Origin of the sequence: Microbispora sp. H10949, from assembly GCF_014161435.1 — a bacterium.
In the GTDB taxonomy this organism is placed as follows: Bacteria; Actinomycetota; Actinomycetes; order Streptosporangiales; family Streptosporangiaceae; genus Microbispora; species Microbispora triticiradicis.
In genome coordinates, this window is the sequence record NZ_JABBWZ010000001.1 from 304,379 (window position 1) to 330,488 (window position 26,110).

At 73.5% G+C, this 26,110-nt stretch carries 24 protein-coding genes; 6 read left to right on the forward strand and 18 right to left on the reverse strand.

Going from position 1 to position 26,110, the window contains the following annotated elements; translation table 11 throughout:
• Positions 1 to 82: 82 nt before the first annotated feature.
• Positions 83 to 2,101, forward strand: coding sequence for a Stk1 family PASTA domain-containing Ser/Thr kinase (gene pknB, locus HHX40_RS01370; protein ID WP_182879105.1), 2,019 nt, complete (start codon positions 83 to 85; stop codon positions 2,099 to 2,101).
• 147 nt (positions 2,102 to 2,248) lie between these two features.
• Here pknB and HHX40_RS01375 read toward each other — a convergent pair whose 3' ends face one another.
• The 10 genes from HHX40_RS01375 to uraD all read right to left on the reverse strand — a co-directional run bounded on the left by HHX40_RS01375 (position 2,249) and on the right by uraD (position 11,012).
• Positions 2,249 to 2,620, reverse strand: a complete 372-nt coding sequence (locus HHX40_RS01375; RefSeq protein ID WP_182879106.1) for a hypothetical protein — start codon at positions 2,618 to 2,620, stop codon at positions 2,249 to 2,251.
• Between the two features lie 167 nt (positions 2,621 to 2,787).
• Positions 2,788 to 3,777, reverse strand: a complete 990-nt coding sequence (gene alc, locus HHX40_RS01380) for an allantoicase (protein WP_111700297.1) — start codon at positions 3,775 to 3,777, stop codon at positions 2,788 to 2,790.
• The gene (gene allB / locus HHX40_RS01385; protein WP_310737893.1) at positions 3,774 to 5,132 is read right to left on the reverse strand and encodes an allantoinase AllB; all 1,359 of its coding nucleotides are present in this window, start codon (positions 5,130 to 5,132) and stop codon (positions 3,774 to 3,776) included. Before allB ends, alc begins: the two co-directional genes overlap by 4 nt.
• A 49-nt stretch (positions 5,133 to 5,181) precedes the next feature.
• Positions 5,182 to 6,342 carry a glycerate kinase gene (locus tag HHX40_RS01390; RefSeq protein ID WP_182879107.1) on the reverse strand — a complete coding sequence of 387 codons (1,161 nt, stop codon included), beginning with the start codon at positions 6,340 to 6,342 and terminating at the stop codon, positions 5,182 to 5,184.
• Between the two features lie 64 nt (positions 6,343 to 6,406).
• Positions 6,407 to 7,774 carry an 8-oxoguanine deaminase gene (locus HHX40_RS01395; protein ID WP_220498530.1) on the reverse strand — a complete coding sequence of 456 codons (1,368 nt, stop codon included), beginning with the start codon at positions 7,772 to 7,774 and terminating at the stop codon, positions 6,407 to 6,409.
• 67 nt (positions 7,775 to 7,841) lie between these two features.
• Positions 7,842 to 8,411, reverse strand: a complete 570-nt coding sequence (locus tag HHX40_RS01400; RefSeq protein ID WP_182879108.1) for a (2Fe-2S)-binding protein — start codon at positions 8,409 to 8,411, stop codon at positions 7,842 to 7,844.
• Positions 8,408 to 9,304 (reverse strand): FAD binding domain-containing protein, encoded by an 897-nt coding sequence (locus HHX40_RS01405; protein WP_182875756.1) that lies wholly within the window; start codon positions 9,302 to 9,304, stop codon positions 8,408 to 8,410. Before HHX40_RS01405 ends, HHX40_RS01400 begins: the two co-directional genes overlap by 4 nt.
• Before the next feature lie 3 nt (positions 9,305 to 9,307).
• Entirely contained in the window at positions 9,308 to 10,192 is an 885-nt protein-coding gene (pucL, locus tag HHX40_RS01410; protein WP_182879109.1) for a factor-independent urate hydroxylase, read from the reverse strand.
• A 2-nt stretch (positions 10,193 to 10,194) separates the two neighbouring features.
• Positions 10,195 to 10,542, reverse strand: coding sequence for a hydroxyisourate hydrolase (gene uraH, locus HHX40_RS01415; RefSeq protein WP_182879110.1), 348 nt, complete (start codon positions 10,540 to 10,542; stop codon positions 10,195 to 10,197).
• Positions 10,539 to 11,012 (reverse strand): 2-oxo-4-hydroxy-4-carboxy-5-ureidoimidazoline decarboxylase, encoded by a 474-nt coding sequence (uraD, locus tag HHX40_RS01420; protein ID WP_138462835.1) that lies wholly within the window; start codon positions 11,010 to 11,012, stop codon positions 10,539 to 10,541. The genes uraH and uraD overlap by 4 nt, the downstream gene beginning before the upstream one ends.
• Before the next feature lie 147 nt (positions 11,013 to 11,159).
• Between uraD and HHX40_RS01425 the strand changes: the two genes are divergently transcribed.
• Positions 11,160 to 11,999 carry a deoxyribonuclease IV gene (locus HHX40_RS01425; protein WP_182879111.1) on the forward strand — a complete coding sequence of 280 codons (840 nt, stop codon included), beginning with the start codon at positions 11,160 to 11,162 and terminating at the stop codon, positions 11,997 to 11,999.
• Positions 12,000 to 12,536: 537 nt separating this feature from the next.
• Here the strand turns inward: HHX40_RS01425 and HHX40_RS01430 are convergent.
• Positions 12,537 to 13,265, reverse strand: a complete 729-nt coding sequence (locus tag HHX40_RS01430) for a LytR/AlgR family response regulator transcription factor (RefSeq protein ID WP_182875761.1) — start codon at positions 13,263 to 13,265, stop codon at positions 12,537 to 12,539.
• A gap of 318 nt (positions 13,266 to 13,583) precedes the next feature.
• Between HHX40_RS01430 and HHX40_RS01435 the strand changes: the two genes are divergently transcribed.
• Positions 13,584 to 14,993 carry a sensor histidine kinase gene (locus HHX40_RS01435; protein ID WP_182879112.1) on the forward strand — a complete coding sequence of 470 codons (1,410 nt, stop codon included), beginning with the start codon at positions 13,584 to 13,586 and terminating at the stop codon, positions 14,991 to 14,993.
• Positions 14,994 to 15,009: 16 nt separating this feature from the next.
• Here HHX40_RS01435 and HHX40_RS01440 read toward each other — a convergent pair whose 3' ends face one another.
• On the reverse strand, positions 15,010 to 16,293 hold the full coding sequence (locus tag HHX40_RS01440) for a sensor histidine kinase (protein WP_310737894.1): 1,284 nt from the start codon (positions 16,291 to 16,293) through the stop codon (positions 15,010 to 15,012).
• Between the two features lie 27 nt (positions 16,294 to 16,320).
• Complete coding sequence (locus tag HHX40_RS01445) at positions 16,321 to 16,941, reverse strand: sulfite oxidase-like oxidoreductase (protein ID WP_182879113.1); 621 nt, start codon at positions 16,939 to 16,941, stop codon at positions 16,321 to 16,323.
• A 353-nt stretch (positions 16,942 to 17,294) separates the two neighbouring features.
• Between HHX40_RS01445 and aroF the strand changes: the two genes are divergently transcribed.
• Positions 17,295 to 18,374: a 3-deoxy-7-phosphoheptulonate synthase gene (aroF, locus tag HHX40_RS01450; RefSeq protein WP_182879114.1), complete on the forward strand. Its 1,080-nt coding sequence runs from the start codon at positions 17,295 to 17,297 to the stop codon at positions 18,372 to 18,374.
• Between the two features lie 46 nt (positions 18,375 to 18,420).
• On the opposite strand, the gene thiI is transcribed toward aroF, so the two are convergent.
• From thiI to HHX40_RS01470, 4 genes are all read right to left on the reverse strand, one after another.
• Complete coding sequence (gene thiI, locus HHX40_RS01455; protein ID WP_138462839.1) at positions 18,421 to 19,617, reverse strand: tRNA uracil 4-sulfurtransferase ThiI; 1,197 nt, start codon at positions 19,615 to 19,617, stop codon at positions 18,421 to 18,423.
• Positions 19,618 to 19,763: 146 nt separating this feature from the next.
• Positions 19,764 to 20,453: a response regulator gene (locus HHX40_RS01460; protein ID WP_182879115.1), complete on the reverse strand. Its 690-nt coding sequence runs from the start codon at positions 20,451 to 20,453 to the stop codon at positions 19,764 to 19,766.
• Between the two features lie 174 nt (positions 20,454 to 20,627).
• Entirely contained in the window at positions 20,628 to 21,899 is a 1,272-nt protein-coding gene (gene macS, locus HHX40_RS01465) for a MacS family sensor histidine kinase (protein WP_182879116.1), read from the reverse strand.
• Between the two features lie 228 nt (positions 21,900 to 22,127).
• Positions 22,128 to 23,153 carry a 6-phosphofructokinase gene (locus HHX40_RS01470; RefSeq protein ID WP_117409215.1) on the reverse strand — a complete coding sequence of 342 codons (1,026 nt, stop codon included), beginning with the start codon at positions 23,151 to 23,153 and terminating at the stop codon, positions 22,128 to 22,130.
• A 277-nt stretch (positions 23,154 to 23,430) separates the two neighbouring features.
• Between HHX40_RS01470 and HHX40_RS01475 the strand changes: the two genes are divergently transcribed.
• Complete coding sequence (locus HHX40_RS01475) at positions 23,431 to 24,327, forward strand: helix-turn-helix domain-containing GNAT family N-acetyltransferase (RefSeq protein ID WP_310737895.1); 897 nt, start codon at positions 23,431 to 23,433, stop codon at positions 24,325 to 24,327.
• A gap of 24 nt (positions 24,328 to 24,351) precedes the next feature.
• A complete protein-coding gene (locus HHX40_RS01480) occupies positions 24,352 to 24,513 on the forward strand; it encodes a hypothetical protein (protein ID WP_182879118.1) in 162 nt (53 codons plus the stop codon).
• Between the two features lie 44 nt (positions 24,514 to 24,557).
• Here the strand turns inward: HHX40_RS01480 and HHX40_RS01485 are convergent, their stop codons facing one another.
• On the reverse strand, positions 24,558 to 25,883 hold the full coding sequence (locus HHX40_RS01485) for an alkaline phosphatase PhoX (RefSeq protein WP_182879119.1): 1,326 nt from the start codon (positions 25,881 to 25,883) through the stop codon (positions 24,558 to 24,560).
• Positions 25,884 to 26,110: the final 227 nt, after the last annotated feature.

Sequence of the window (26,110 nt, forward strand, 5' to 3'; positions counted from 1 at the left end):
GTGGTGCGGAAAGGGCCGCGTCAGGTCTCGGTTTGGGATTCGGGAACACGCCCGGCGGCAAATCACCCGTAAACTCGGGCGGGTGGACACGACGCTAACCGATCCGCTCGTGGGGCAGCTGCTCGACGGGCGCTACCGCGTCGAGTCCCGGATCGCCCGGGGCGGCATGGCCTCCGTCTACCTGGCTCTGGACGTCCGGCTCGACCGCACGGTCGCTGTCAAGGTGATGCACCGTTCACTGGCCGAGGACCCGCAGTTCGTCCAGCGGTTCATCGGCGAGGCCAAGTCGGTGGCGAGCCTCTCGCACCCGAACATCGTGCAGGTCTTCGACCAGGGCACCGACGGGGCGAACGTCTACCTGTCGATGGAGTACGTCCCCGGCAAGACCCTGCGCGACATCCTGCAACGGCGTGGCCGCCTCCCGGCGCGCGAGGCCCTGGAGATGGTCATCCCGGTGCTCGCCGCCCTCGGCGCGGCCCACCAGGCGGGGCTGATCCACCGGGACGTCAAGCCCGAGAACGTGCTGCTCGCCGACGACGGCCGGGTGAAGGTCGTGGACTTCGGCCTGGCCCGGGCGATCGAGGCCACCAACCAGACCAAGACCGGCATGATGATCGGCACGATCGGCTACATGTCGCCGGAGCAGGTCACGACCGGCCTCGCCGACGCGCGCAGCGACGTGTACGCCGCCGGGATCATGCTGTTCGAACTGCTCACCGGACGCCAGCCGTACGCCGGTGAGACGCCGATGTCGATCGCCTACCGGCACGTGCACGAGACCGTGCCCGCGCCGTCCTCGGTCGTGCCCGGCATCCCGCCGCAGATCGACGCGCTCGTCACCGCGGCCACCGACAAGGACCCCGCCCGGCGCCCGGCCGACGCGACCGCCATGCTGGTCGCCGCGGTCGAGATCCACCGCACGCTGCCGAAGACCGGGCACACCGGCGGGCACGCCCGCCCCGGCGTCGCGGGCGACTCCGCGACGGGCTCTGTGACGGGCTCCGCGACGGGCGCGCACAGCATGGCCGGCACGGGGGCGCACCGCGCGCCCGCCGCTCCGGCCGGCGCGACCCCCGCGTCCGGCACGGCCGGGCACGCGCAGCTCGGCCAGACGATGATCCAGCCGCGCACGGACCTGCTGACCGGCCCCATGACCGGCCCGCCGGAGGCGGGAGGGCGCCGCGGCACCCGCAGGGCCAGACCGGTCTGGTTCCTCTCCGCGCTGGCCCTCGTCATGCTCGCGGGCGTCGCCTTCACGGGCTGGTGGTTCTCCGAGGGGCGCTACACGAAGGTGCCCGACCTGGTGAACAAGCCCCTCACGGTCGCGCGGCAGGAGGCGCAGAACCACGGTTTCGAGGTCCAGGTCCTCAAGCCGGTGTTCGACGACAAGATCCCCAAGGACGTCGTCCTGAACACCGAGCCCGGGCCGGGCGCCGAGGTGGTCAAGGGAGCGGTGCTCAAGCTGGTCCCGTCGGCCGGGCCGGAGACCATCCCGGTGCCGAAGGTCGAGGGCCTCAGCCTCGCGGACGCCCGGGCCAAGATCGCCGAAGCCGGGCTGACGCCCGGGCGGGTCAGCCGGAGCGCGAGCGAGACCGTCCCGCGCGACCAGGTCATCCGTACCAACCCGCTGGTGGGCAAGCGCGTCAGGAAGGGCGGCTCGGTCAACTTCGTGGTCAGCGCCGGGCTGCTCATGCCGGACGTCACGCAGATGATGCGCGACCAGGCGGAGAAGTTCCTGCGGGACAAGGGCTTCAACGTCCAGATCGACGAGACGGCCGACGACGCCCCGCCGGGCACCGTGATCGCACAGGACCCCTCCGGCGGCGCGGAGGTGGTGGCCGGGGCGACCGTCCACCTGACCGTGTCACGCGGCCCGGACCAGGGCTTCCACTGGCCGTGGGAGACCGACCCCTCGCAGGCGGCGCCCGACTTCGTGAACGTGCCCGACGTGCGCTTCAAAGCGGTGCGGGACGCGGTGTCCGAGCTGAAGGCGGCCGGGTTCAAGGTCAGGGTCCGCGAACTCGTCGGCACCCAGCGCGTCGTCGGCGAGAACCCCCTCGGCCAGCAACCCCAGGGCAGCACCATCACGATCTGGCACTGACCCCCGCCCCGCCGCATTCGTCGACCATGTCCGCACGGATGCCATGCCCCTGGGAAGAATCCTCACAGGCGGTTCTCATGCAGAGAATTGACGGTGAGCCCGAGGCATGCGGCGCGGAAGCGGTACCGCCTTGGACGTCTCCTCTGCTCAGATGAGATGGGTGAGATCGACGGCCAAGGCGACGTCGATGCCCTTCTCCTGCGGAGGCATTCCATCCGTCCAACCGCGGTAGTTGAGTTGTCGTCGGATCACCTGGACGCGGCCGTCGTGTGTCCACTGGGCCGTCTGCGCATCGTTGGCCGCTGCCGGTAACGGCTGAAAGTTGGGGTCGGGACGACCTCGGTAGACCCGCACCGCCGTCACCTCACTCGCGCGCGACCTCCGCTGACCGATCAGATCGGCGACCCCGGCGGGATCGGGCACGCATCTGTACAGCGGGAGACCGTAACTCTCGAAGAGACCGTGCCCGCTCAGATGGACGCTCTGGAAGTCCAGGAAAACCGCGACACGTTCCGCCACGAGGTCGTCTCCCACATGAAAAAGCCCCGCCAGTCCCGGAGGACGGCGGGGAGTAATGGTCCCAGTGTAGCAGAACGAACCGTACTCGTTCCGCTACCCTCCGAAATCGCCTTGCCACCCTACTTCGCGCCATGCTCGGTACGCAGCGATTCCATCGGTCCGGGTGCTCAGGCGATGAGGGTGCCGGGGAGGCGGAGGCGGGCGAGGCCGCCGTCGGGGAAGATGTCGAGGCGGACGTGGGTGACGCGGCGGTCGTCGTCGAGGCGGAAGCGGTGGCGGGTGTCCGGCTGGAGCCGGGTCTTCGGCAGCAGCGGGAACCAGGCGTCGTCGTCCGGCGGGGGCGCCTGGCCGTCGTCCGGCTGGGGCGCCCGGCCGGTGTCGATGCCCGTCAGGGAGGCCCAGCCGGGGGCGTTGAACTTCAGGTTGGCGGTGTCGATCTCGGCCACGGCGATCCGGCCGGGCCCGGCCAGCGCGACGACGAGCCAGTCGTTGCCGCCGTCGCGCCGCCGGGCGGTCTCCCAGCCCTCGGCCTGGTTGCGGGCGAGGCCGGGCGCGAGGACGTTGTTCGGCGAGGAGTAGAACTCGTCGGAGCACGCCGTGACGAACCCGCCGTTCTCCAGCGCGGCGAGGTCGACGGTCAGCCCGTGCAGGAACGCGGGGTCGGGCACGACCCGGCCGTGCACCCGCAGCCGCGCGACCCCGCCGTCGGGGAAGATGTTCAGCCGGACGTGGGTGAACCGCCGGGGATCGGTGACCGCGAACTCGTGGGTCGCGTCGCCCCCGAGCGGGCTCTTCGGCACGATCTCCACCCAGCCGTCCAGCTCCTCCGGCGCCGGGTGGCCCTCGGCCGCGCACGCCTCCACCGAGGCGTACGGCGGGTAGTTGCCGCGGAACCACGCGGTGTCGACGACGACGCCCCGGACGACCCCCGGCATGCCGAGGCGGACGATCGCCCAGTCGTGGCCCGCCTCGCGCCGCCGGCGCGTCTCCCAGCCGTCGTAGACCTGACCCTTGGCGCCGAAGGTGTGCGGCCGGAACTCGGCCGGTCCGGGCCTGATGAGGGCCTCCCGCTCGGCGAACGACTCGTCGTTGGCCGCCACGACCGACCCGCCGTACGTGCGGAGGGCGAGGTCGGGCAGGCGGGTGAAGGCGTTCACCGGGCTCCTCTGGTCAGCAGACGTCCGGCCGGGGTGGCGAGGTCGGCGGGCCTGCCACGCAGCCAGGTGGTGCGGACGACGCCGGACAGCCGCCGCCCGTCGTAGGGCGACACGGGGTTGCGGTGGTGCAGCGCCGCCACGTCGACCGTGAACTCGGCGTCGGGGTCGAAGGCCACCAGGTCGGCGTCGTTGCCCGGCCTGATCGCCCCCTTGTACGGCAGGCCCGCGAGGCGGGCGGGGCCCTCGGCCATCCAGCGGACGACGTCGGTCAGGCCGTACCCTCTGGCGCGGGCGGCGGTCCACACGGCGGGCAGGCCGACCTGGAGCGAGGAGATCCCGCCCCAGGCCTTGGCGAAGTCGGGCACCTTGAGGTCGGGCGTCGACGGGGAGTGGTCGGAGACGATCCCCATGAGCACCCCTTCGGCGAGCGCCTCCCACAACGCGTCGCGGTTGGCCGCCTCCCGGATCGGCGGGCAGCACTTGTACGCCGGGCCGGTGACCTGCTCGGCCGTCAGGGTCAGGTAGTGCGGGCAGGTCTCGGCGCTGACGCGCACCCCGGCCGCCCGCGCCTCGCGCAGCGGCCGGAGGCAGGCGGCGGCCGACACGTGCACGATGTGCGCCCTGGCGCCCGTCTCGGCGGCCAGCGCGATCACCCGCTCCACCGCCCGCCGCTCGGCCTCCTGCGGGCGCGACCTGAGGAAGTCGTCGTACGCCGGGCCGCCCGGCTCGGACAGCAGCGCCGGGTCCTCGGCGTGCGCGATCAGCAGGCCGCCGAAGCCCGCCACCTCCGCGAGCGCGGCCCGCAGCCCGTCGTGGTCGAGCTCGGGGAACTCCTCGACCCCGGACGGGGACAGGAAGCACTTGACGCCCATGACGCCGGCCTCGTGCAGGGGGCGCAGGTCGGGGAGGTTCCCCGGGACCGCGCCGCCCCAGAAGCCGACGTCCACGTGGCACCGACCCTCGGCGGCCTTCCGCTTGACCTCCAGCGAGGCGACGTCCAGGGTCGGCGGCAGCGAGTTCAGCGGCATGTCCACGATGGTGGTGACGCCCCCGGCCGCCGCCGCCGCGGTGGCGGTCGCGAAGCCCTCCCAGTGGGTGCGGCCGGGCTCGTTGACGTGCACGTGGGAGTCGACCAGCCCGGGCAGCAGCGGCAGGTCGCCGAGGTCGACCAGCTCGGCGGCGCCGGGCGGGTCGTCGTAGGGGCTCAGGGCCTCGATCAGGCCCCCGCGCACGGCGACGGCGAGTGCCCGCTCCCCCTCCGGGGTCACGACCCGCCGCGACCGCACCACCAGGTCGCACTGCCGGCCGCCGGGTGAGGCTTCCTCTTCCCCCGAGTGATCGTGCAAAGAACTCACCGCTCCTCTCGCGATCCCGGCGCCTCCCGTCGTGGTCCCGCGCCGGTGCCTACCGCCTGGTGAGGTGCTCGGCCGCGATCCGCCGGGCCAGCCGTTCGAGCAGCGGCCCGGCCTCGGCCACGCACCTGCCCACGTCGGGCTCGATGTCGGTCAGCGCGTACGCCGCCTCGATTCCCGCCTTCTTCAGTTCGTCGTCGCCCACCGCGCGACGGCCGCATACGGCCACGACCGGCACGCCGTGGCCGGCCGCCGCCGCGGCGACGCCCACGGGCGCCTTGCCGCGCAGGGTCTGCTCGTCGATCGCGCCCTCACCCGTGATCACCAGCCGGGCGCCCGCCATGTGCCGGTCGAAGTCCACCAGGTCGAGCAGGTAGCCGATGCCCGGCCGGATCTCGGCGCCGAGGAAGGCCAGCGCGCCGAAGCCCACCCCGCCGGCCGCGCCCGCCCCCTCCCGCCCGGCCACGCCCATCGCGCGCACGACTCCGTCGTGCTCGGCGGCGCCGGCCAGGCCGTGGGTGTGCGCGGCGACGGCCGCCAGCCGGGCCAGCCCGGCCTCCAGCACGGCGACGTCGCCGGGGCTCGCGCCCTTCTGCGGGCCGTACACCGCGGCCGCGCCGTACGGGCCGAGCAGCGGGTTGTCCACGTCGCTCGCGACCACGACCTCGAACCCGCGCAGCCGATCGGAGGCGTCGATCGCGTGCAGGTCGCGCAGCGCCGCCCCGCCCGGCGGGAGCTCGTTCCCCCGGGCGTCGAGCAGCCGTACGCCGAGGGCCTGGGCCATGCCCGCGCCGCCGTCGGTGCAGGCGCTGCCGCCGAGCCCGAGCACGACCCGGGCCGCACCGTGCCGTACGGCGTGAGCGATCAGCTCACCGGTGCCGCGGCTGGTGGCGGTGAGGGGCGCCGTGACGCCTCGCGGGAGCCGTCGCAGGCCGGAGGCCTCGGCCAGCTCGATCACCGCGACCCGGCCGCCCGGCTCGTCCCGCACGGCGTAGGCCGCCGCGACCGGCGTGCCGTCCGGCCCGGTCACCTCCGTCTCGACCCGGGTGAACCCGCTCGCCACGACCGCGTCGACCGTGCCGTCCCCTCCGTCGGCGACCGGCAGCGACACGACGGGGACGCCGCCCAGCCCGGCGGCCACGCGCGCGGCCACCTCCGGTGCGGTGAGCGACCCCCGGAACTTGTCCGGCGCGATGACGACGTGCCCTGTCATGCCGTGTGCCCCGTAGCCGTGTGCCCTGTCATGCCTGGCCTTCCGATAGTCCGTCTGGAACTTCTCAGACATGATCCCCGGTGCGCAAGCGGCGGTGCGCGTCGGCCCCCGCACGCGCGGCGGCCTCGCCCGGCACCGTGCGCAGCTCGCCGCCGTCCACCACGGTCCGGCCGCCGACCAGCAGCCGGGCGAGCGGCGGCGTGGCGCCGTAGGCGAACGCGACGACGGGGTCGTCGATCGCGGCGTGGAAGCCGCCGAGCCGCCACAGCGCGACGTCGGCGAGCTTGCCGGGCTCCAGCGAGCCGATCTCGGCCTCCCGGCCGAGGCAGCGGGCGCCGCCCAGGGTGGCGGTCTCCAGAGCCTGGCGGGCGGTGAGCGCGCGCGGGCCGTACCTCGCCCGCTGCATGAGCATGGCCATGCGGATCTCCCCGGCCAGCGGGGTCATCTCGCTGGAGGCGGCGCCGTCCACGCCGAGCCCGACCGGGGCTCCCGCCGCGAGCAGGTCGCTGATCCGGGCGATGCCGGCGCCGAGACGGCCGTTGGAGGAGGGGCAGTGGGCGACCCCGGTGCCGGTTTCGGCGAAGCGCCGCACGTCCTTGTCGGTGAGGTGCACGCAGTGGGCCAGCCACACGTCGGGGCCGAGCCAGCCGAGCCGGTCGAGGTATTCGACGGGAAGCACGCCGAACTGCTCCACACAGTGCTCGTCCTCGTCCGCCGTCTCCGCGCCGTGCGTGTGCAGCCGTACGCCGAGGGAGCGGGCGAGCTCCGCCGAGCGGGTCATGAGCTCGCCGCTGACCGAGAACGGCGAGCAGGGGGCGACGGCGACGCGCAGCATCGACCCGAAGGACGGATCATGATATTTCCGGACCGCCTCCTCGGTCGCCCCGAGGATCTCGTCGATGTCCTCCACGACCTCGTCCGGCGGCAGCCCGCCATGCGAGGTCCCCCGGTCCATGGACCCCCGGCAGGGATGGAACCGCAGCCCGACCGCGCGGGCGGCCTCGATCTCCGCCTCGAACAGGTCGCCCCGGCCCTTGGGGAAGATGTAGTGATGGTCGGTCGAGGTCGTGCAGCCCGACAGGGCGAGCCAGGCCAGCCCGGCCGTCGCGGCGCCCGACACGACCTCGGCGTCCATCCGCGCCCACAGCCGGTAGCTCGCGACCAGCCATTCGAACAGGGTGCCGTCGGGCGTCACGCCCTGGGCCGCCCACTGGTAGAGGTGATGGTGGGTGTTGACCAAGCCGGGAGTGGCCAGGCAGCCGGAGCCGTCGACGCGCTCGGCCTCCCCCGGCGCGTACGGCGCGGGTCCCGGGCCGACCGCGGTGATCCGATCGCCCTCGATCACGAGGTGGCCGGAGGGGATCTCCTCCGCCGTGACGGGCACGATGTAGGCGTTCTCGATGACCACTCGCCGTGGTGCGAGATCACGCAATGAAGACTCCCTGGTCGGGCGGGACGGAGGCGGGTGGCGGCCGGGCCGGGTGCGGCCGGCGCCGCGCTCACGGCGGTGGGCGGAGGCGGACGGCGGCGAGCCGGACCGCGTCGAGGATCTTCTCGTAACCGGTGCAGCGGCACAGGTTGCCGGCCAGCGCCTCCCGGATGTCGGCGTCCGCCGGCACGCCGTCCGCCTCGGCCAGCAGCGCGTGCGCCTGGACGACGAGGCCGGGCGTGCAGAAGCCGCACTGCACCGCCCCGGCGTCGAGGAACGCCCGCTGGACCTCGTGCAGCCCCTCCCCGGAGTCATCGGCGGTCCGGGAGACACCGGACGCACCGGCTGGGGCCGGGCCGTCGCCGTACGCGGATCCGGCGCCGGAGGACGGGGCGCCGCCGTGGGACAGTCCCTCGACCGTGACGACCTCGCGGCCCTCCGCCTGGCCGGCGGCGACCAGGCACGCGCAGACCGGTGTGCCGTCGAGATAGACCGTGCAGGAGCCGCACTCCCCCTGTTCGCAGGCGTTCTTGGCACCCGGCAGGCCGAGCCGCTCACGCAGGACGTAGAGCAGGCTCTCGCCCTCCCACACGTCGTCGGCCGCGGTCGCGCGGCCGTTCACGGTGAGGTTCACCCTCATGCGCTCCCCCTGTCGCCGTCCGCCCCGGAATCGGCCCCGGAATCGGCCCTGAAGTCGGCCCAGGCCCAGCCGAGCGCGCGGCGGGCCAGCACGGCCAGCGCGTGCGTGCGGTAGGCGGCGCGGCCGCGTACGTCGTCGATCGGGGCGGCGGCGCCGGCGACGAGCTCCCCGAAGCGGCGGGCCACCTCGGGATCGAGCGGCGAGCGCCCCTGCCAGTCGAGCCGCGCGGCCGCGAACTCCTCGGCGGCGACGGCCCGGCGGGGCGTCGGGGCGGCCGAGCCGACGCCGGTCCCCACCCGCCGCTCCGCCGCGTGCAGGGCGATCGAGAACGAGCACACCGCGATCACCATGGCGTTCCTGGTGCCGATCTTGGAAAAGTACTGCGGCCCGCGCGCCACCGGGACGCGTACGGCGCGGATCAGTTCGTCGGGCGCCAGCGCGTTGCGCTTGACCCCGGTGTAGAACTCCCCGATCGGGATCAGCCGGGCGCCGCGCACCGACTCGGCCTCCACGACCGCGCCGCAGGCCAGCAGCGGCGGGTGGCTGTCGCCCGCGGGCGAGGCCGCGCCGAGGTTGCCCGCGACCGTGCCCCGGTTGCGGATCTGCGGCGACCCGACCGTGCGGGACGCCTGGGCCAGGCCGGGCAGGCGCGTCCCCAGTTCCCCGATCAGCCGCGCGTAGGTCACCCCGGCGCCGAGGCGGACGACGTCCCCCTCCCGCGACCACTCCCGCAGTCCGGGGATCGGGGTGAGGTCGAGCAGGGCGGCGGGGCGGCCCCTGTCGAGGTTGATCTCCACCATGACGTCGGTACCGCCCTGGATCGGGGTGGCCTCGGGCCGTCCGGCCTTCAGGTCCAGGGCCTCGGCCCAGGTGCGCGGGCGCAGGAAGTCCATCGGCTACTCCCAGGCCGGGCCGGCGTCGGGCGCGTCCTCGCGCAGCACGGCCCCCTCGATCAGCCCGTACGGCCGGTCGGCGGCGAAGAAGACCTCCCCGTCGTTGGGCAGCCCGAAGGGCGCGAGGTCGACCAGGAAGTGGTGCCTGTTCGGCAGCGACAGCCGCACCTCGCAGATCCCCGGGCACTCGGCCAGCACGCGCGTGCCCATGGCGTACAACGTCTGCTGCAGCGACAGGCTGTAGGTGTCGGCGAAGGCCGTGAGCAGGGCCGCCCGGGCCTTCTCGTAGGCCTTGTCCCAGTCCGGCGAGACGTCCGGGGAGCCGTCCCGCGAGACGTCCGCGTGCCGCCACGACACGTCGACGGCGGTGGCCAGGACGCGGTCGCCGGTCTCCGGCAGCGTCGTGTACTCGTCCTTCGCGAACCCCCGGAACTCGGAGTCGGTCGTGTTGAGCACCACGAGGTCGCGCAGCCCGGAGACCACCCACGACCCGGTCCCGTCGTGATGCGCCACGCAGGTGCGCACCTCCCGCCCGGAGCGGACGAAGGAGTGCCCGAACGCGCCGTTGCGCTCCCAGACGTGCTCCTCGACCGCGACCCTGGCGTGGTGGATCGCGGGCTGCGAGTCCACGAAGTGACGCGCCAGCAGCAGCGCGAAGTCCTCGATCGCCCCGACGCCGTGCCTCTTGGCGAACGCGAAGACGGTGTTCTTCTGCGAGTCGGTGGGCAGGACGGCGGAGTTGTCCCCGCTCAGGTGCACCTCGGCCAGGTCGCCCGACAACGCCGTGCTCACCGTGAGGTCCTTGATCCGGTGGGCGTCGCCGTGCCGGGTCACCCGTACGACCCTCGTCTCGGCCTTGCCATACCTGTTGGGTCCCAGAACGGCCACGGCTAGCTCCCCCGGTAGGTCGAGTAGGCGAAGGGGCTCAGCAGTAGCGGCACGTGGTAGTGCCCGCCGGGCTCCCGGACGGCGAACACCACGCTCACCTCCGGGAAGAACGCGTCGTCCCCCAGATAGGCGGCCGTGTCGAAGACGAGCCGGTAGGTCCCGGGACGCGGGTCGAGCGCCGGGTCCCACTCCCGGCCCAGCGGGCTCCATTCCCGGATGCGGCCGTCGGCGTCGGTGCGGCCCTCCGCGACCGGCACGAAGCCGTGCGCGGCGCGCCGCGACAGCCGTACGGGCACGTCCTTGGCGGGCGTCCCGGCGGCGGTGTCGAGCACGTGCGTCGAGAGGCTCACCGGCCCTCCCAGAGCTTGGCCAGCCGCAACGCGACGATCTTCGACAGCTCGTCCCTGACGACCCCGCGCTCGGTCTCCTCGTCGTTGCCGAGCCGCCCGCGCAGCAGCGCCAGCAGGTCGTCGGCGTCCCGGCCGGTCGCGCAGACCAGGTAGACGTGGCCGAACCGGCTCTCGTAGGCGGCGTTGCCCTCGCGGAGCGCGTCGAGGACGCCCCGGCCGGCGTCCGCGGCTCCGGACTGCTCGGACCGCGACCACGCGGCCTCGCGTCCGGCGCCGCCGGGCCGCTCGCCGATGCGGGGGTGCGCCGCCAGCGCCTCCAGCACGTCGTCCCAGGCCAGCGCGGCGAGCGCCGGCCCGCTCGCGCGGCGCAGCCCGTCGAGATCCCGGTACGGCCCGCGCGCGGCCACCTCCTCCACCCATCTGGCGGAGGCGCAGCAGGACCGCAGGTCCTCCCGGCTGAGTTCGCGCATGCCCGTCAGTCAACCGCCGGGCCCGCGGCGGGGTCCAGCGGCGTGAGGTCCGAACCGCGTGCCCTGCTCGGGGGGCCGCTTTGTACGTTGTGACAAAGGGGTGGCACGTGAGAGGCCACGAGGTGCGCGACTAACCTGGAGGTCATCATGGCTCCCAGCAATCTCATCGGCGGTCACGTCTTCGTCGCGGGCGGCCTGGCCAAGGGCGGGCTGAAGTACGCGTCCGAGATCGGCGCGGAGATGATCCAGGTCTTCGTCACCAATCCGCGCGGCTGGGCGCTCAGCGCGGGCGACCCCGCCGAGGACGCCAGGCTGCGCGAGTCTGGCGTGCCGGTCTTCCTGCACGCCGCCTATCTCGTGAACTGCGGGTCGCCGACCCCGGCGACCCTGGAGAACTCGATCGCGGTGATCCGCCACACGCTGCGCCGGGGCGCCGAGACCGGCGCGCGGGGGGTGGTCGTGCACACCGGCTCCGCCGTCAGCCAGTCGCGCGAGACCGCGATGCGCCAGATCCACGAGCACCTGCTGCCGGTGCTGGACGAACTGCCCGACGACGGCCCCGACCTGCTGCTCGAACCGATGGCGGGGCAGGGCCGGATGCTGTGCGCCACGGTCCAGGACCTCGGGCCCTATCTGGAGGCGCTCGACCATCATCCGAAGGCGGGCGTGTGCCTGGACACCTGCCACGCCTTCGCGGCGGGGCACGACCTGTCGGCGCCGGGCGGGGTGAAGGAGATGATGGACGCGCTGCACGAGGTCGCCCCGGGGCGGCTCAGGCTCATCCACGCCAACGACTCCAAGGACCCGTGCGGGTCCAAGAGGGACCGGCACGAGAACATCGGGGCCGGGCACATCGGCGCGCAGGCCTTCGGCGATCTCATGCGGCATCCGGCGGCCGCCGGTGTCCCGCTCTGCATCGAGACGCCCGGCAAGGCGGACAAGCACCACGAGGACATCGACCTGCTGAAGAAGCTCCGGAGCGCCTGACTCGCGAGGATCGCGGCTGCCGGCGTCGCGCGTCGTGGCCGGTCGGAGGCGTTCGCGGCGATCCGGCGCCCCCGTATGGCCGGATCGCCGCGTCCCCCGGTAACGCGCGGGCGGGGCCCTTCCCCCCCGAGTAGGGCCCCGCTTGATAACCACCTGGTGAGAATCGACTCACTTTGTGATTACCCCGCGTGTCTTGCGACGAGCGAAAGACTACGAGGTGTAGTCGGGCCGCCGGATGGCCCTTCGGACGAGCGGTCCCTAGCCAGCGCTATGCGGCCCGTCCTCACACGACGAGCGGAGCCCGGTGAGCGACAAACGGTCGGCCCCGGACCCGTCGCGGCGGCCCGGCCCTCGGACGGTCCCTCATGCCTCCATGGGACGAGCCGTTCCCTGGCCCGCTCCCGGGGCGCCGGGGGCGAGCGCGGGTCATGGACCGATCAGGGCCGGGCAGGGCAGCTCAGGGCCAGGCAGAGCAGATCAAGGGTGATCAGGGCAGATCAGGGCCGGGCAGGGCAGCTCAGGGGCGATCAGGGCAGATCAGGGGCGGAACTGCCGGACGAGCTGCTCCCGCACCTGCCGGGTCAGCCTCCGGCTCACCGGCAGCGTCTCCCCGCCCACCTGAAGGACCACCCGCCCGGCGTCGAAGCGCAACTCGCTGACGTGCCTGACGTTGACGAGCGTGCTGCGGTGGACCCTGACGAACCCCGACCCCGCCCAGCGCCGCTCCAGCGCCGCGAGGGACATCCGTACGAGGTAGACGGCCCCGGCGGTGTGCAGGCGGACGTAGTCGCCGTGCGCCTCGGCGTAGCACACGTCCTGCCGGGCGACGAACTTCGTGCGGCCCGCCAGCTCGACCGGGATCGTCTCCAGGTCCTCGTCCGCGCCGGGGGGCGCCACGGCGGTCAGCAGCCGGCGTACGGCCTCCGCCAGGCGTTCGGGGCGCACGGGCTTGAGCAGGTAGTCGACCGCCTCCAGCTCGAACGCCTGCACGGCGCAGTCGTGGGCGCTGACGAAGACCAGCTTCGGCGGCGTGGGGAACCCGCCGATGAGGCGGGCCAGGTCGAGGCCGTCGAGTCCCGGCATGCGCACGTCCAGGAACACCCCGTCGAGACGCTCGCCGTCGGCGATCATCTGGACCATGTCGCGGAGCGCGGCCCCGCTGTCGGTGGCCGTGCTCACGTGCTCCACCCGGGTGTCCTGACGCAACAGGAAGGCGAGCTCGGACAGGGCGGGGACCTCGTCGTCCACCGCGAGCACACGCAGCATGGCGTCCACCGTGCCGTGTGCCCGCCTCTCCGCGCAAGGGGTGACCGGACGGTAGGTGACGGACCCGTCACGCTGGGGCGTCGCCGGTGTCCGTGCGCGGAGCCCACCGGTTCCGGCGACGGTTCACCCGCCGGCGGGACCGGCCTCGGGCGTCCTTTCCGCACCTCGCCCGCACCGGCAAATCGCCGGCTCGACGAACACCAGGTCAAGCCGAGGGAAGCTTTTGGGGGCATATATCCACATTTATTCTATTATCCGCCTTTCCGTCCCCCGGCTGCCTACCATGGCGGGGGAGAACAGGCCGAACAAGGATCGTCGATGGGCATCAGGCGGGGCGCCCTGCCTCTTCCCCGTTCCGGCTCCATCCGGGCACGGGTGACGCTGACGGTGGCCGGGCTGTCCGTCCTCCTCGCCGGCGTGATCGCGGCCGGTCTCTGCCTGCTGATCCGTCACCGGGTCGAGACCGAGATCTTCAATGAGACGCGCCGTGTCGCGAGCGAATGGATCGGTTCCATGCGGCCCGACCGCATACCGCCACCGGCTCCGACGGCGCGCGTCCCCCTCATCCAGCTCGCCGACTCCCGGGGCCGGGTGGTGCTGGCCGGCCCCATGGCCGACGGGGGCCCGATGAGCACGGCCCGGCCCACCAGCGACGACCGCTTCCAGGATCTGACCGAGTGCTCCGGCGACCGGTGCGTCGTGCTCACCGCCGCGCGGGTCCCGTCGCTGCAGGCGGCGGAGATCTGGCAGGGCGAGCCCCACTACGTGTACGCCGGCACGGACCAGCCGCCCGCCCTGCGCGGGCACCGGCTGGAGCTCCTCGTCGGCGCCAGCGGGGCGGTGCTGGCCGCGCTGTGGACGTGGACGACCTGGCGGGCGGCGGGCCGCATCCTGCGGCCGATCACGGCGATCGGGCAGCGGATGTCGGAGATCACCGCCCACGACCTGTCCCTGCGGGTGCCGCAGCCGCCCGGCCGGGACGAGATCGCCCGGCTCGCCCGCACGGCGAACCAGACGCTCGACCGGCTCGAATCAGCGGTCACGCAGCAGCGGCACTTCGCCGCCGTGGTCTCGCACGAGCTGAAGTCCCCGCTCGCCGGGCTCCGCGCCGGCCTGGAGGAGGCGCTGCTCTACCCGGAGGTCGACGCGCGCGAGGCGATCGCCGGGGCCCTGCCGGTCACCGACCGCCTGCAGCAGATCATCGACGAACTGCTGGCCTTCGCCCGGCTCCGCAACACCCCCTGCGTGTCCGAACCGGTCGACCTCGGAGCTCTCGTACGCGCCGAGGTGGCGGCGCGCGGCGGAGAGGTTCCGGTGCACGCCAGGACGGAGCCCGGGCTGTGGGTCCTCGGCAGCCGCGTCCAGCTGGCCAGCATCGTCACGAATCTGCTGGTGAACGCGCAGCGGCACGCGACCTCCAAGGTGGACGTGACCGCGGCGCCCGTCGGCGCCCAGGCGCTGGTCACGGTGCTGGACGACGGCGCCGGCGTCGCCGAGGAGGACCGGGAGCGGGTGTTCGAGCCCTTCGTCCGCCTCGACGCGGGGCGGCGCCTCGACCCCGGTGGCAGCGGGCTCGGCCTGGCCCTGTGCCGGGCGATCGCGGTCGCCCACGAGGGCAGCCTCCGCATCGAGGAGTCCCCGCGCGGCGCGCGGTTCGTCCTGAGGTTGCCGCTCCTCACCGACGTCTCCCCCGGCCAGGAGGCGGCCTCGGGCAGCACGGCCGTGTGACGACGGCGGCGGCCGGTCAGGGACGGGCCGGGCTCGTACGGGGACGGGTCTTGGGGATCCGCAGCCCGATGCGGGTCCCCTTGCCCGGCGCGGTCTCGACGACCAGCCCGTGACCGGGGCCGTAGATGTGCCGCATGCGCACGTCGACGTTGCTCAGCCCGATGCCGGTCCGCTGCTCCCGCAGCGCGGCGTGGAGCTGCTCCGGATTCATCCCGACGCCGTCGTCCTCGACCCAGATGTGCGCCTCCGACCCGGCGTCCCTGATCACGACCCGCACCTCCCCCGGCATGCCGTGCTTGATCGCGTTCTCGACCAGGGGCTGCAGGCACAGGAACGGCACGTCCACCCGCAGCACCTCGGGGGCGACCTGGACGGTGAACCGCAGCCGGTCGCCGAACCTCGCCTGCTCCAGCAGCAGGTAGCGGTCCACGCAGGTCAGCTCGTCGGCGAGGGTGGTGAAGTCGGCGGCCCGGCGCAGCGCGTACCGGATGAAGTCGGCGAAGTCGAGCAGCAGTTCGCGGGCGCGCTCCGGATCGGTCCGGACGAACGAGGCGATCGTGGTCAGCGAGTTGTAGATGAAATGAGGGGATATCTGGGCCCTCAGGGCCCGTGCCTCGGCCTCCAGCGTCCGCCTGCGCGAGGCGTCGAGTTCGGCGAGTTCGAGCTGGCCCGACAGCCAGCGGCCCACCTCGGTCGCGGTGCGCACGAGCGCGGTGCCCACCCGCGCGTCGTACGCCGCCAGGGCCCCGACCACCCGGCCCTCCACGGCCAGGGGGACGACCACCCCGCGCCGGCCGCCGCCCCGTGACGCCGGGACGACGCGTGGCCTGCCCCCGGCCGCCGCCGCCCGCACCTCGGCGAGGACGGCCTCGTCCCCCGGCACGTCCGCGCCGCCCCTGGCCAGCACCCGGTCGGGCGTCGCGACGACCAGCCCGGCGGTGCCCAGCAACGTCCGCAGGTGCCGTACGGCGCCGCGGGCTGAGGCCCGGGTGAGCCCGGCGGCGCGCAGCGAACGCGCGGCCAGACCGGCGGCGCGCAGGGCGCGGAACGCCGCCTCACCCGGCCCTTCGCCCCGCACGCGACCAGGCGCGTCGCGCCCCGCACGACCAGGCGCGTCGCGCCACGCGTCATCCGGCGCGTCACGCCCCGCCGCGCCCGCCGTCCCGTACGGCGGCAGCCCGGCACACGACCTCCCCGGACGTCCCCCGGGCGGCGGCTCCCTGTGGGGCAGGGCGCGGCCGAGCACGCCGCCGCAGACTCCGCAGAGCGCGCACAGCGTGACCCACACGGCTGTCGACACGCCGGACACCGTAGCCCTTCGGCGGCCTCACGGTGGGCCCTCGCCCGGCTCCTCCTGGTATGAGTAGCGCTGCTCCTTCCAGGGGTCGGCCACGTTGTGGTAGCCGCGCTCCTCCCAGAAACCACGCCGGTCCTCGGTCAGGTACTCGATGGCGCGCACCCACTTCACGCTCTTCCACGCGTAGAGATGCGGCACGACGAGCCGGACGGGGAAGCCGCGCTCGGCGGAGAGCGGCTTCTCGTCGAGGTGCGTGGCGAGCAGCGTCGTCGGGCGGTCGAAGTCGCTCAGGCGCAGGTTCGCGCTGTAGCCGTACTCCGCCCAGATCATCACGTGCCGTACGCCCGGCCCCGGCGGGACGCGGGCGAGCAGGGCCGAGGCGGGAAAGCCGCTCCACTCGTTCCCCATGATCGAGAACTTGGTGACGCAGTGGAAGTCGGACACCATGGTCGTCGTCGGCAGCGAGGAGAACTCCTCCCACGAGAACTCGTGGATCCGGCCGGTGGCCGTCTCGCCGAACACCTGGAAACGCCACGTCTCGGGGCGGAACGCCGGCACCCTGCCGTAGTGGACGACGGGCCGTCCGCGCGGGACGTACTGGCCCGGGGGCAGTCGCGTCTCCTCGTCAGGTATCTCCGGCACGCAGGCCATCCTGCCACCCGCCGGAAAGACGGCCCGCACCGGATCCCGGGCGCGCGGCCCGGCTCCGGTCGCGCTCCGGCCGCGCTCCGGGCACGCCCGCGCGGAGCCGTACGGAACACGCCACGGACGCGAGAGGTCGACGCGAGCGTCGAGATGTGCGCTATATTGCGTCACATGCGTACCGCTTGGTCGTTTTGGTATGGCGACGGACCCGTGAGGACCGATCGCCTCCAAGCGCTGCGCTGACAGCCAAGGAGAACGAAGGCCCCGGGTCCCACGGACCCGGGGCCTTCGTCGTTTTCCGGACCGGAGACACCCGGCCACACCGTCCGTCCGCACCATCGAGAGCACGAGGAGACACCATGGTCATCGTCATGACCCCCGAGGCCACCCAGGACGACGTCGAGGCGATCACCGACCTCGTCGCCGCGGCCGGAGGGGAGGCGTTCGCGAGCCGCGGCGTGAACCGCACGATCATCGGCCTCATCGGCGACGTCGAGCAGTTCGCCACGCTCAACCTGCGCGCCATGCCGGGCGTCGCGGACGTGGTGCGGGTCTCCACGCCGTACAAGCTGGTGAGCCGCGAGAACCATCCCGATCGCTCCACGGTGACCGTGCGCGGCGTCCCCATCGGGCCCGACACCGTGACGCTGATCGCGGGCCCGTGCGCGGTGGAGACCCCGCAGCAGACGCTGGAGGCCGCGCTGATGGCCAAGGCGGCGGGCGCGACGCTGCTGCGCGGCGGGGCCTTCAAGCCGCGCACCTCGCCGTACGCCTTCCAGGGGCTGGGCGAGAAGGGCCTGCGCATCCTCGCCGACGTACGCGAGCAGACCGGGCTGCCGATCGTCACCGAGGTCGTGGACGCCCACGACGTGGCGCTCGTCGCGTCGTACGCCGACATGCTCCAGGTCGGCACCCGCAACGCGCAGAACTTCGCGCTGCTGCAGGCCGTGGGCGCCGCCGGGAAGCCGGTCATGCTCAAGCGCGGCATGACCGCGACCATCGAGGAGTGGCTGATGGCGGCCGAGTACGTCGCCCAGCGCGGCAACCTCGACATCGTGCTGTGCGAGCGCGGCATCCGGACCTACGAGCCCGCCACCCGCAACACCCTGGACATCTCGGCGGTCCCGGTCGTCCAGCGGCTGTCGCACCTGCCGGTGATCGTCGACCCGTCGCACTCCGGCGGCCGGCGCGACCTCGTCCTGCCGCTGACCCGCGCGGCCGTCGCGGTGGGCGCCGACGGCGTGATCATCGACGTGCACCCGCATCCGGAGCAGGCGCTCTGCGACGGCCCGCAGGCCCTCGTCGACGGCGACCTGGACCGGCTCGCCGCGATCATGCGCGACTTCCCCCCGCTGGTCGGCCGCACCGCCACCGTGGGGACCACCGCAGAGGGAGCCACCGCCGGAGGAGCCGCGGCCGTCGCTTCCGCTCTCGCCTGACCACGCCGGGTCCGGTACGGCCCGCGACCGCGGGCCGTACCCGGGCTCAGACCTCCAGCTTGTACGGCTGGATGGAGTCGGCGAGCTGGGCGGCGAGATCCTCGGCGTCCAGCCGCCGCTCGATCAGCTTGAGGTCCTCGATCTTCGCGCGGGTCTCGGCCTGCCGGGACGCGAGGAGCGTGCAGCAGTCCTCGTCGGGCAGCTCGGAGATCTGCAGCGTGCCGATCCTGCGCGCCTCGGCCATGATCTCGGTCTTGTCCAGGCCGATCAGCGGACGCATGATCGGCATGTCCACGGCGTGGTCCTGCGCGGTGATGTTGGTGAGGGTCTGCGAGGAGACCTGCCCGAGGCTGTCGCCGGTGACCAGCGCCTCGGCGTGGATGCGGTGGGCGACCTCCTCGGCCGTCTTGAGCATCAGCCGCCGCTGGGCGATCACCGCGAGCCGGTCCTGCCCGGAGTTCCTGATCGACTGCTGGGCCTTGCCGAACGGCACCACCCACAGCCGCGACTTGCCCTGGAACCTGTCCAGGTTGCGCACCAGCGCGTACGCCTTGTAGATCGACTCGGAGGTGGTGAACGGGATGCCGGAGAAGTGCAGGAAGTCGACCCGCAGACCGCGCCGCATCATCCGGTAGGCCGCGACGGGCGAGTCGATGCCGCCGGACAGCAGCACGAGCCCCCGCCCGCTGGAGCCGACCGGCAGGCCGCCCTGGCCCGGACGGCCGTCGGTGAACAGGAACGCCTCGTCCTTGTCCACCTCGATGTGCACGGTGAGCTCCGGGCGGCTCAGGTCCACCGGCAGGCCGAAGGTGTCGTTGATCGCCCCGCCGACCAGGTGGTCGAGCTCGTTGGAGCGCAACGGGAACCGCTTGTCGCGGCGGCGCGAGCGCACCGCGAAGCGGGCCGAGCGCGCCACCTCGTCGCTGTCCCTGATCAGCTCGATGGCGGCCTTGGTGATCGTGTCCGGGTCCTTCGGGATCCGCCACGCGAGGTGGACCAGCACGATGCCGGGCACGTCGGACACGCGGGCCGCCACCGTCTCGGCCACCTCGACGTCGGTGCCGGCGGGCAGGAACAGGGCGATCACGCCGTGCCGCTGGCGGATGTCGACGCGGTGGTCCTTGAGCGCGTGCTTGATGTTGGCCCGCAGGCGCATCTCGAAGATCTCGCGGTTCCGGCCTTTCAGGACCACCTCGCCTAACTTGAGCAGCACACAGGGCTCTCCCAGGGCGGTCATGGTCATGGGTGGAAACCTCCGGACGGACAGGGACGGCCACGGCGCCGGGGTGAGGCGCGGCCGGGAAAGGGTTCGCTGGTTCGCTGAGAGGACAACGCGTCGCCCACGTGCGGGCTTCCCACTGTAACGCCGCCGCCGAGCGGCGCACTCCCTCAATCGAGGTCGGCCAGGCCCTTCTCGATGGCGTAGCGGACCAGCTCGACCCGGTTGTGCAACTGGAGCTTGCTCAGCGTGTTCTGCACGTGGTTCTGCACCGTGCGGTGCGACAGCACCAGACGCTCGGCGATCTGCCGGTACGACAGGCCCTTGGCGACCATGCGCAGCACCTCGGTCTCCCGCTCGGTCAGCCGGGGACCGTCCCGCTGCTCCTCCTGGACGCCGGGCCGCCGGTGGGCGAGCCTGCGGTACTCGCCCAGGACGAGCCCGGCCAGGCCGGGCGTGAACACCGCGTCGCCCTCGGCGGTCCGCCGGACCGCGTCGAGGAACTCCTCCCGCCCGGCCGACTTCACGAGATATCCGGAGGCGCCCGCCTTGACCGCCTCCAGCACGTCGGCCTCCTCCGCGCTGGCCGACAGGACGAGCACGCGCGGAGGGAGCGCGGACGCGCCCAGCCCGCGGGCCACCTCCACCCCCGGCAGGTCGGGCAGGCGCAGGTCGAGCACCACCACCTCCGGCCGGACCGCCGCCGCCACCCGAAGCGCCTGCCGGCCCTCGCCCGTCGCCGCGACCACCTCGTATCCTGCCTCGGTCAGGTCGCGGGCGACCGCCTCCCGCCACATCGGGTGATCGTCCACCACCATGACCCGCACCGGGGACCGCTCGGTCCCCTCGCCTCCGGCCATGTTCACGCCCTCCTCCGCCCTCACCACGTCCAGGGCTTGTTCACCACCTTCACACCCGCCCGCGAGCTGCGCCCTCCCCGCGTCCGGCGACCGTTCACGCCGAGCCGCCCGCTCCGCCCTTATTAGGTCCAAGGGCCGTCCCGCCCGCACGCTCCCTCCGCGGGAGGGCCGAGGTCACGCCCGCTCCCCCGCCGGAACCGACAGCTCGATCTCCGTCCCGGACGGCGAGGAGGTGATGGCCGCCGTGCCGCCGAGGTCGGTCACGCGTCCGCGGATCGATCGGGCGACGCCCATGCGTCCCTCGCGGGCCGCCTGCTCCAGCCGTCCGTCGGGGATGCCCGGTCCCTCGTCGCGGACGGTGACGACCACCGCGTCGTCGTCCTCCTCCGCGAGTATCCACGCCCGGGTGCCCTCCGGGCAGTGCCGTACGACGTTGTCGAGGGCCGCGCCGACGGCCGCCGCCACCTCCCGTGCCGTCGCGGCGGGCAGCGGCAGCGGCGTCGCGGGCGCCGACACGGTCACCCGGGCCGTGCCGAACGGCCGCAGGAGGTCACGCAGGTCGGCGTACGGCTCTGCCCCGGGCTCGGGCGCGAATTCGGGCGCGGGCTCCGCGCCGGGGCGGGCGGGGCGACGGAGGCGGCCGGCGGAGCCCGGGCCGCTCCCGGCGCGGGTGCCGCGCGCCGCGAACGCCGGTCGCAGGCGGTCGCGCAGGCCGGTGGGGGCGAGATCCGGCGCCTGGGTGATGGGCGGGGCCTGCACCAGCGCCCGCAGCGCCGCCTCCTGCTCGCCCGCGAGCCTGCCGAGCTCGGCCGCCTCGCCGCCGATCTCCGCGCCCCTGCGCTGCACGAGGGCGAGCACCTGGAGCACCGAGTCGTGGATGCCGCGCGCCAGGCGCTCCCGCTCCCGGCCCGCGGCCTCCATCAGCACGGCGCGCCGCATGCGCTCCTCCGCCTCCCGCGCGAGCCGGGCGACGTGCCCGACGACCACTCCGGCCAGGAACATGAGCACCGCGCCGTTCACCTGCAGCGAGGCGAGTTCGACCCCTCTCCCGCCGCGCAGCCACAGGTCCGCCGCCGACATGACCGCGGCGGCTGCGGCGCCCGCGCGGCGTCCTCCGGCCACGCCGTACGCGAGGACCGGCCCGGCCACCCACGTCGCCGTCAGCGGCATCACGCCGGCCGCCGCGGCGGCGGGGCCCTGCGCGTACGGCGTGGCCAGCAGACAGGCGACCGTGACGAGGAGGTCGGCGGCCAGCAGCGGCACACGCCGGGTGGCGGGATACCGGACGAGCGTGACGGCCGTCCAGGCGGCCATCACGCCGATGACCGTCCAGGACACGACCGGACGGGCGTATCCGCCCGCTCCGAGCACGAACAGCGCCGCGTACGCGAGCGACGCGACGCGGTAGACCGCGATCGCCCGCCAGAACGGTCCCTCGATGCCCATCGCGCGGCGCCCCCTCGTGACTGAGCCGGGAGGGCCGATCCCTCCGCTCACATACTGGGCGATTCCGGGTGGCGATCCGGCGGGTTCCGGCCTCTCACACGCGTACGGCTCCCGCGAGGCGACGCGGGAGCCGTACGGACGGACGGTGGACGGCCCGCCCGCAGCGAGCGGGCCGTCATCACGGATCGGCGGGTCAGCGTGGCCCGGCCAATCGGTGTGGCCGGCGGATCAGCCGAAGAAGACCTCGGCCTCCGAGTAGCGGGAGGCGGGGACGGTCTTGAGCTCGGAGGTCGCCTCGTCGAGGCCGGCGCGGACGATGTCGGTGCCGCGCAGCGCGACCATCTTGCCGAAGTCGCCGTCGTGCACGGCGTCGATCGCGCCGAGGCCGAAGCGGGTCGCGAGCACCCGGTCGTAGGCGGTCGGAGTGCCGCCGCGCTGGATGTGGCCGAGGACCGTGGTGCGGGCCTCCTTGCCGGTGCGCTTCTCGATCTCCTTGGCCAGGAGCTCGCCGATGCCGCCGAGACGCACGTGGCCGAACGCGTCGAGCTCACCGGCCTGGAGCGCCATCTGGCCCTCCATCGGGTGGGCACCCTCGGCGACGACGATGATCGGCGAGTAGCGGGTCTTGAACCGCGACTCGACGTAGGAGCAGACCTTGTCGATGTCGAACGGCTTCTCCGGGATGAGGATCACGTTGGCGCCGGCGGCCATGCCCGCGTGCAGCGCGATCCAGCCCGCGTGGCGGCCCATGACCTCGCAGATCAGCGCGCGGTGGTGGGACTCGGCGGTGGTGTGGAGCCGGTCGATGGCCTCCATCGCGATGTTCACCGCGGTGTCGAAGCCGAAGGTGTAGTCGGTCGCGTTCAGGTCGTTGTCGATCGTCTTGGGCACGCCGACGACCTTGACGTCGCGGTCGAACAGCTGCTTGGCGACGCCGAGGGTGTCCTCGCCGCCGATCGCGATGAGCGCGTCGACGCCCTGCGCGGCCAGGTTCTCCTTGATCCGCTCGACACCGCCCTCGATCTTGATCGGGTTGGTGCGGGAGGACCCGAGGATCGTGCCGCCGCGCGGCAGGATCCCGCGGACGGCCTGGATGTCGAGCGGCATGGTGTCGCCCTCCAGGGGCCCACGCCAGCCGTCGCGGAATCCGACGAACTCGTGCCCGTACACGCCGATCCCCTTGCGGACGACGGCGCGGATCACCGCGTTCAGACCGGGGCAGTCGCCGCCTCCGGTCAGGACTCCAATACGCATGACGGGTATTCCTCCATCTTGGATACGCGGAATGGCGCGGCCGGGCCCAACGCAGACCCCGGTGCTCACCGCACCGCATTCTGCCCAAGCCTCGCGACAATGGTCTAGACCAACAAGAGAGGCTACGCCACCCGGCCGACCACGACCAAAACAGTCTCGCACGGCGAGACCGCAGCCGCCGGGAGACCCGTCTTCCCAACCGTACGCGGCGGCTCTATGTTTGACTCAGTCAAACGTTTCCTTGAGGTGGGCAACCAAAATGGACATAGTGCCGCAAGTGCGTGCGTTCAACCGCTTCTACACCTCCGTCATCGGGGTGCTCGGTGCGGGAATGCACGACACCCCCTACTCGCTGACGGAGGCGCGGGTGCTGTTCGAACTTGGCACCCGGGAGCAGGCGGCCGACGCGGCGGACATCAGGGGCATGCTCGGTCTCGACGCCGGCTACCTGAGCCGGATCCTGTCCAGGTTCGAGACCGACGGGCTCGTCTCCCGCGAGAAGTCCCCGGAGGACGCCCGCCGCCAGGTCGTGCGGCTCACCCCGAAGGGCCGGGAGACGTTCGCGATGATCGACCGGCGCTCCGCCGCCGAGATCGACGCCCTGGTCGAGAAGCTCGCCGACCCCGAACGCCGCCGGCTCGTCTCCGCGATGGACACGGTGAAGCGCCTGCTGGAGCCACCCGCGCAACGGCGCGAACCGTACGTGATCCGGCCGCCGCGGCCGGGCGACCTCGGCTGGGTGGTGCAACGGCACGGGGCCCTCTACAGCGAGGAGTACGGCTGGGGCGCGTCGTTCGAGGCGTACGTCATCAGGATTCTCGCCGCCTACCTCGACGACCACGACCCCCGGCGGGAGGCGGGCTGGATCGCCGAGGTCGCGGGCGAGCCCGTCGGGTGCGTCTTCTGCGCGCACGAGGACGAGACCACGGCGCGGCTGCGACTGCTGCTGGTCGAGCCGTCCGCGCGGGGAATGGGGATCGGCGGGCGACTGGTCGAGGAGTGCCTGCGCTTCGCCACCGCGGCCGGGTACCGCAGGATCACGCTCCTGACCCGGGACGTGCTGCTCGGCGCCCGCCGGATCTACCAGGCCGCCGGGTTCACCCTGGCCGATCGCTATCCGGGCGAGGAGTCGGGCGTCCCCATCGTCGAAGAGGTGTGGACGCGCGACCTCTGACTCCCCCGCCCTAGCATGATCGCCATGCGCGGAGCGGTATGGCGGGCCGCTCAACCGCATGCCGTCGCGGGCGTGGACAAGGATCTCGAAGTGGCCTTCGGCGACGGACGGCGGTTCGGCGCCCGGGCCGGAACGCCACTCGTGCGGTGTCCCACGGCCCCTGCTGACGTCGCCTGCCCGGCCTGATGTCACCGGGCTCGGTAGGACGGGCGCGTCCTGCCGCGCGTGGCTCAGGCGCGTACGAGGTCCTCGAACGGGCCGGTGATCTCGACGGTGACGGGCACCACACCGGACCGGGCGGCGGCGGGTGGGCGGCAGGAGAGATAGAGCCTGTCGCCCGCCGGGGACATGGACGGACCCGTGACCGTCCAGCCGTCCGGCATCCGGAGGAACGGCACCACCCGGTCCCCCGCGACGAGGACGATCTCCTCGCCGTCGTCCCTGCCGCCGGGCCGTGCCTCCGGTTCCTCAGCCGTCGCGGAGCCCGGGCCGCTCGACCGGGTGGGGGCGCTGAGGTCGGCAGGAGTGCCGGGGGCGTGGGCGATGCCGGTGCTGCCGGGGGTGCCGGGGTCGTGGAGAACACCGAGACGTTCGGACCTGACGTCGTAGGCCCACACGCGGCCGTCGCCCTCGCTGACGAACCGCAACACGCCGTCGAGGTAATGACAGTCGCCGCCGCCCGCGAACCGCCGGGCACCCTTCACCTGGTCGCGTACGGGCACGCGGGACGCGGCCGGGGACGGCACCGGCTCCCACCGGACGGCCTCGTCGCCGGGAGCTCCGGTCATCACGTCGAGGACGCCGGTGGTGAGATCGCCCCAGTCGCCGGGGCGGAACCGGTACAGGCACCCGTCCGGCTCCCCCTCGGTGAGGTAGACGAACCCCCGGTCGGCATCGCAGACCATGCCCCCATGGGTGAACAGGCCCATCGCCAGCCGGGGCATCGGAGCGCGCAGGCCGTACGGGTCGCATTCGAAGACCGTGCCCTGGGGCGTCCGCTCGCCCGACAGCCAGGTGTCCCACGGGGTCACGGCGCCGGAGTCGACGCGGTCGGCGCCGGACAGCACGCGATATCCGCCGCGCAGGCTCCCGTCCGGCGCGAACCGCAGCGCGGTCACGCCACCGAGCAGCGGCAGCGCGCAGTTGGAGACATAGATCCAGCCGTCACCGTCCGGGAAGCACCCGCCGCCGCCGGGCGCGGCGTGCCACACCACGCCGCCGGTACGCTCCCCCGACCAGGCCACGATCCGGCAGGTGAAGCCCGGCGGGAGGGTACGCGGCAGGTGCCGGGCCACCAGGTCGTCCGCGTCGCTCCGCTCGGGAGACTCGTTCCCGTCAGACCGGTCCGCGCGCCCGGCGAGAGCCCTCTTCCGGCGCGGCTCGGCCTGTCGGGGGCGGCCCGTGTGCCCGTGCGGGTTCCGCTCCCCCGGCGGCTCGTCCCGCTCGCCGTGGCCGACGCCTCCCGGCCCGTGTGGGTCGGCTCCGCGAGGGAGCGCCGTGCGCCAGAGCGATCCCGGCGACGCCGACACGGCCGCCGACAAGGAAGTACCCCGCACCGCTGACCCGCCTTCCCTGACCTTCCCCTGGTCATGCCTCTGGTCACGCCTGTTGTCGCTCCGGTCCGCCCCGTACGGACGGTGCCGCTTCGCCTGCGGGCCGCCCGGGACGGCCGCCTTCTCACCTGGACGCCCTCTCACACGGCCGCCCGGACCGCCCTCTCGCCCGAGGCCGCTCGCCCGTGCCGCCTGGCGCCGCCCGCTCCCCCTACCCCGTCCGGAACGCA

What these genes read in the sequence shown, in the direction of transcription:
- uraD (WP_138462835.1), bottom strand. Translation starts at nt 11,012, where the DNA reads ATGCGCGAACTCAGCCGGGAGGACCTGCGGTCCTGCTGCGCCTCCGCC.
- HHX40_RS01400 (WP_182879108.1), bottom strand. Translation starts at nt 8,411, where the DNA reads ATGAGGGTGAACCTCACCGTGAACGGCCGCGCGACCGCGGCCGACGAC.
- HHX40_RS01445 (WP_182879113.1), bottom strand. Translation starts at nt 16,941, where the DNA reads ATGGCCTGCGTGCCGGAGATACCTGACGAGGAGACGCGACTGCCCCCG.
- aroF (WP_182879114.1), top strand. Translation starts at nt 17,295, where the DNA reads ATGGTCATCGTCATGACCCCCGAGGCCACCCAGGACGACGTCGAGGCG.
- HHX40_RS01390 (WP_182879107.1), bottom strand. Translation starts at nt 6,342, where the DNA reads ATGACAGGGCACGTCGTCATCGCGCCGGACAAGTTCCGGGGGTCGCTC.
- HHX40_RS01425 (WP_182879111.1), top strand. Translation starts at nt 11,160, where the DNA reads ATGGCTCCCAGCAATCTCATCGGCGGTCACGTCTTCGTCGCGGGCGGC.
- HHX40_RS01435 (WP_182879112.1), top strand. Translation starts at nt 13,584, where the DNA reads ATGGGCATCAGGCGGGGCGCCCTGCCTCTTCCCCGTTCCGGCTCCATC.
- HHX40_RS01470 (WP_117409215.1), bottom strand. Translation starts at nt 23,153, where the DNA reads ATGCGTATTGGAGTCCTGACCGGAGGCGGCGACTGCCCCGGTCTGAAC.
- thiI (WP_138462839.1), bottom strand. Translation starts at nt 19,617, where the DNA reads ATGACCATGACCGCCCTGGGAGAGCCCTGTGTGCTGCTCAAGTTAGGC.
- HHX40_RS01405 (WP_182875756.1), bottom strand. Translation starts at nt 9,304, where the DNA reads ATGGACTTCCTGCGCCCGCGCACCTGGGCCGAGGCCCTGGACCTGAAG.
- HHX40_RS01430 (WP_182875761.1), bottom strand. Translation starts at nt 13,265, where the DNA reads ATGCTGCGTGTGCTCGCGGTGGACGACGAGGTCCCCGCCCTGTCCGAG.
- HHX40_RS01460 (WP_182879115.1), bottom strand. Translation starts at nt 20,453, where the DNA reads ATGGCCGGAGGCGAGGGGACCGAGCGGTCCCCGGTGCGGGTCATGGTG.
- macS (WP_182879116.1), bottom strand. Translation starts at nt 21,899, where the DNA reads ATGGGCATCGAGGGACCGTTCTGGCGGGCGATCGCGGTCTACCGCGTC.
- HHX40_RS01480 (WP_182879118.1), top strand. Translation starts at nt 24,352, where the DNA reads ATGCGCGGAGCGGTATGGCGGGCCGCTCAACCGCATGCCGTCGCGGGC.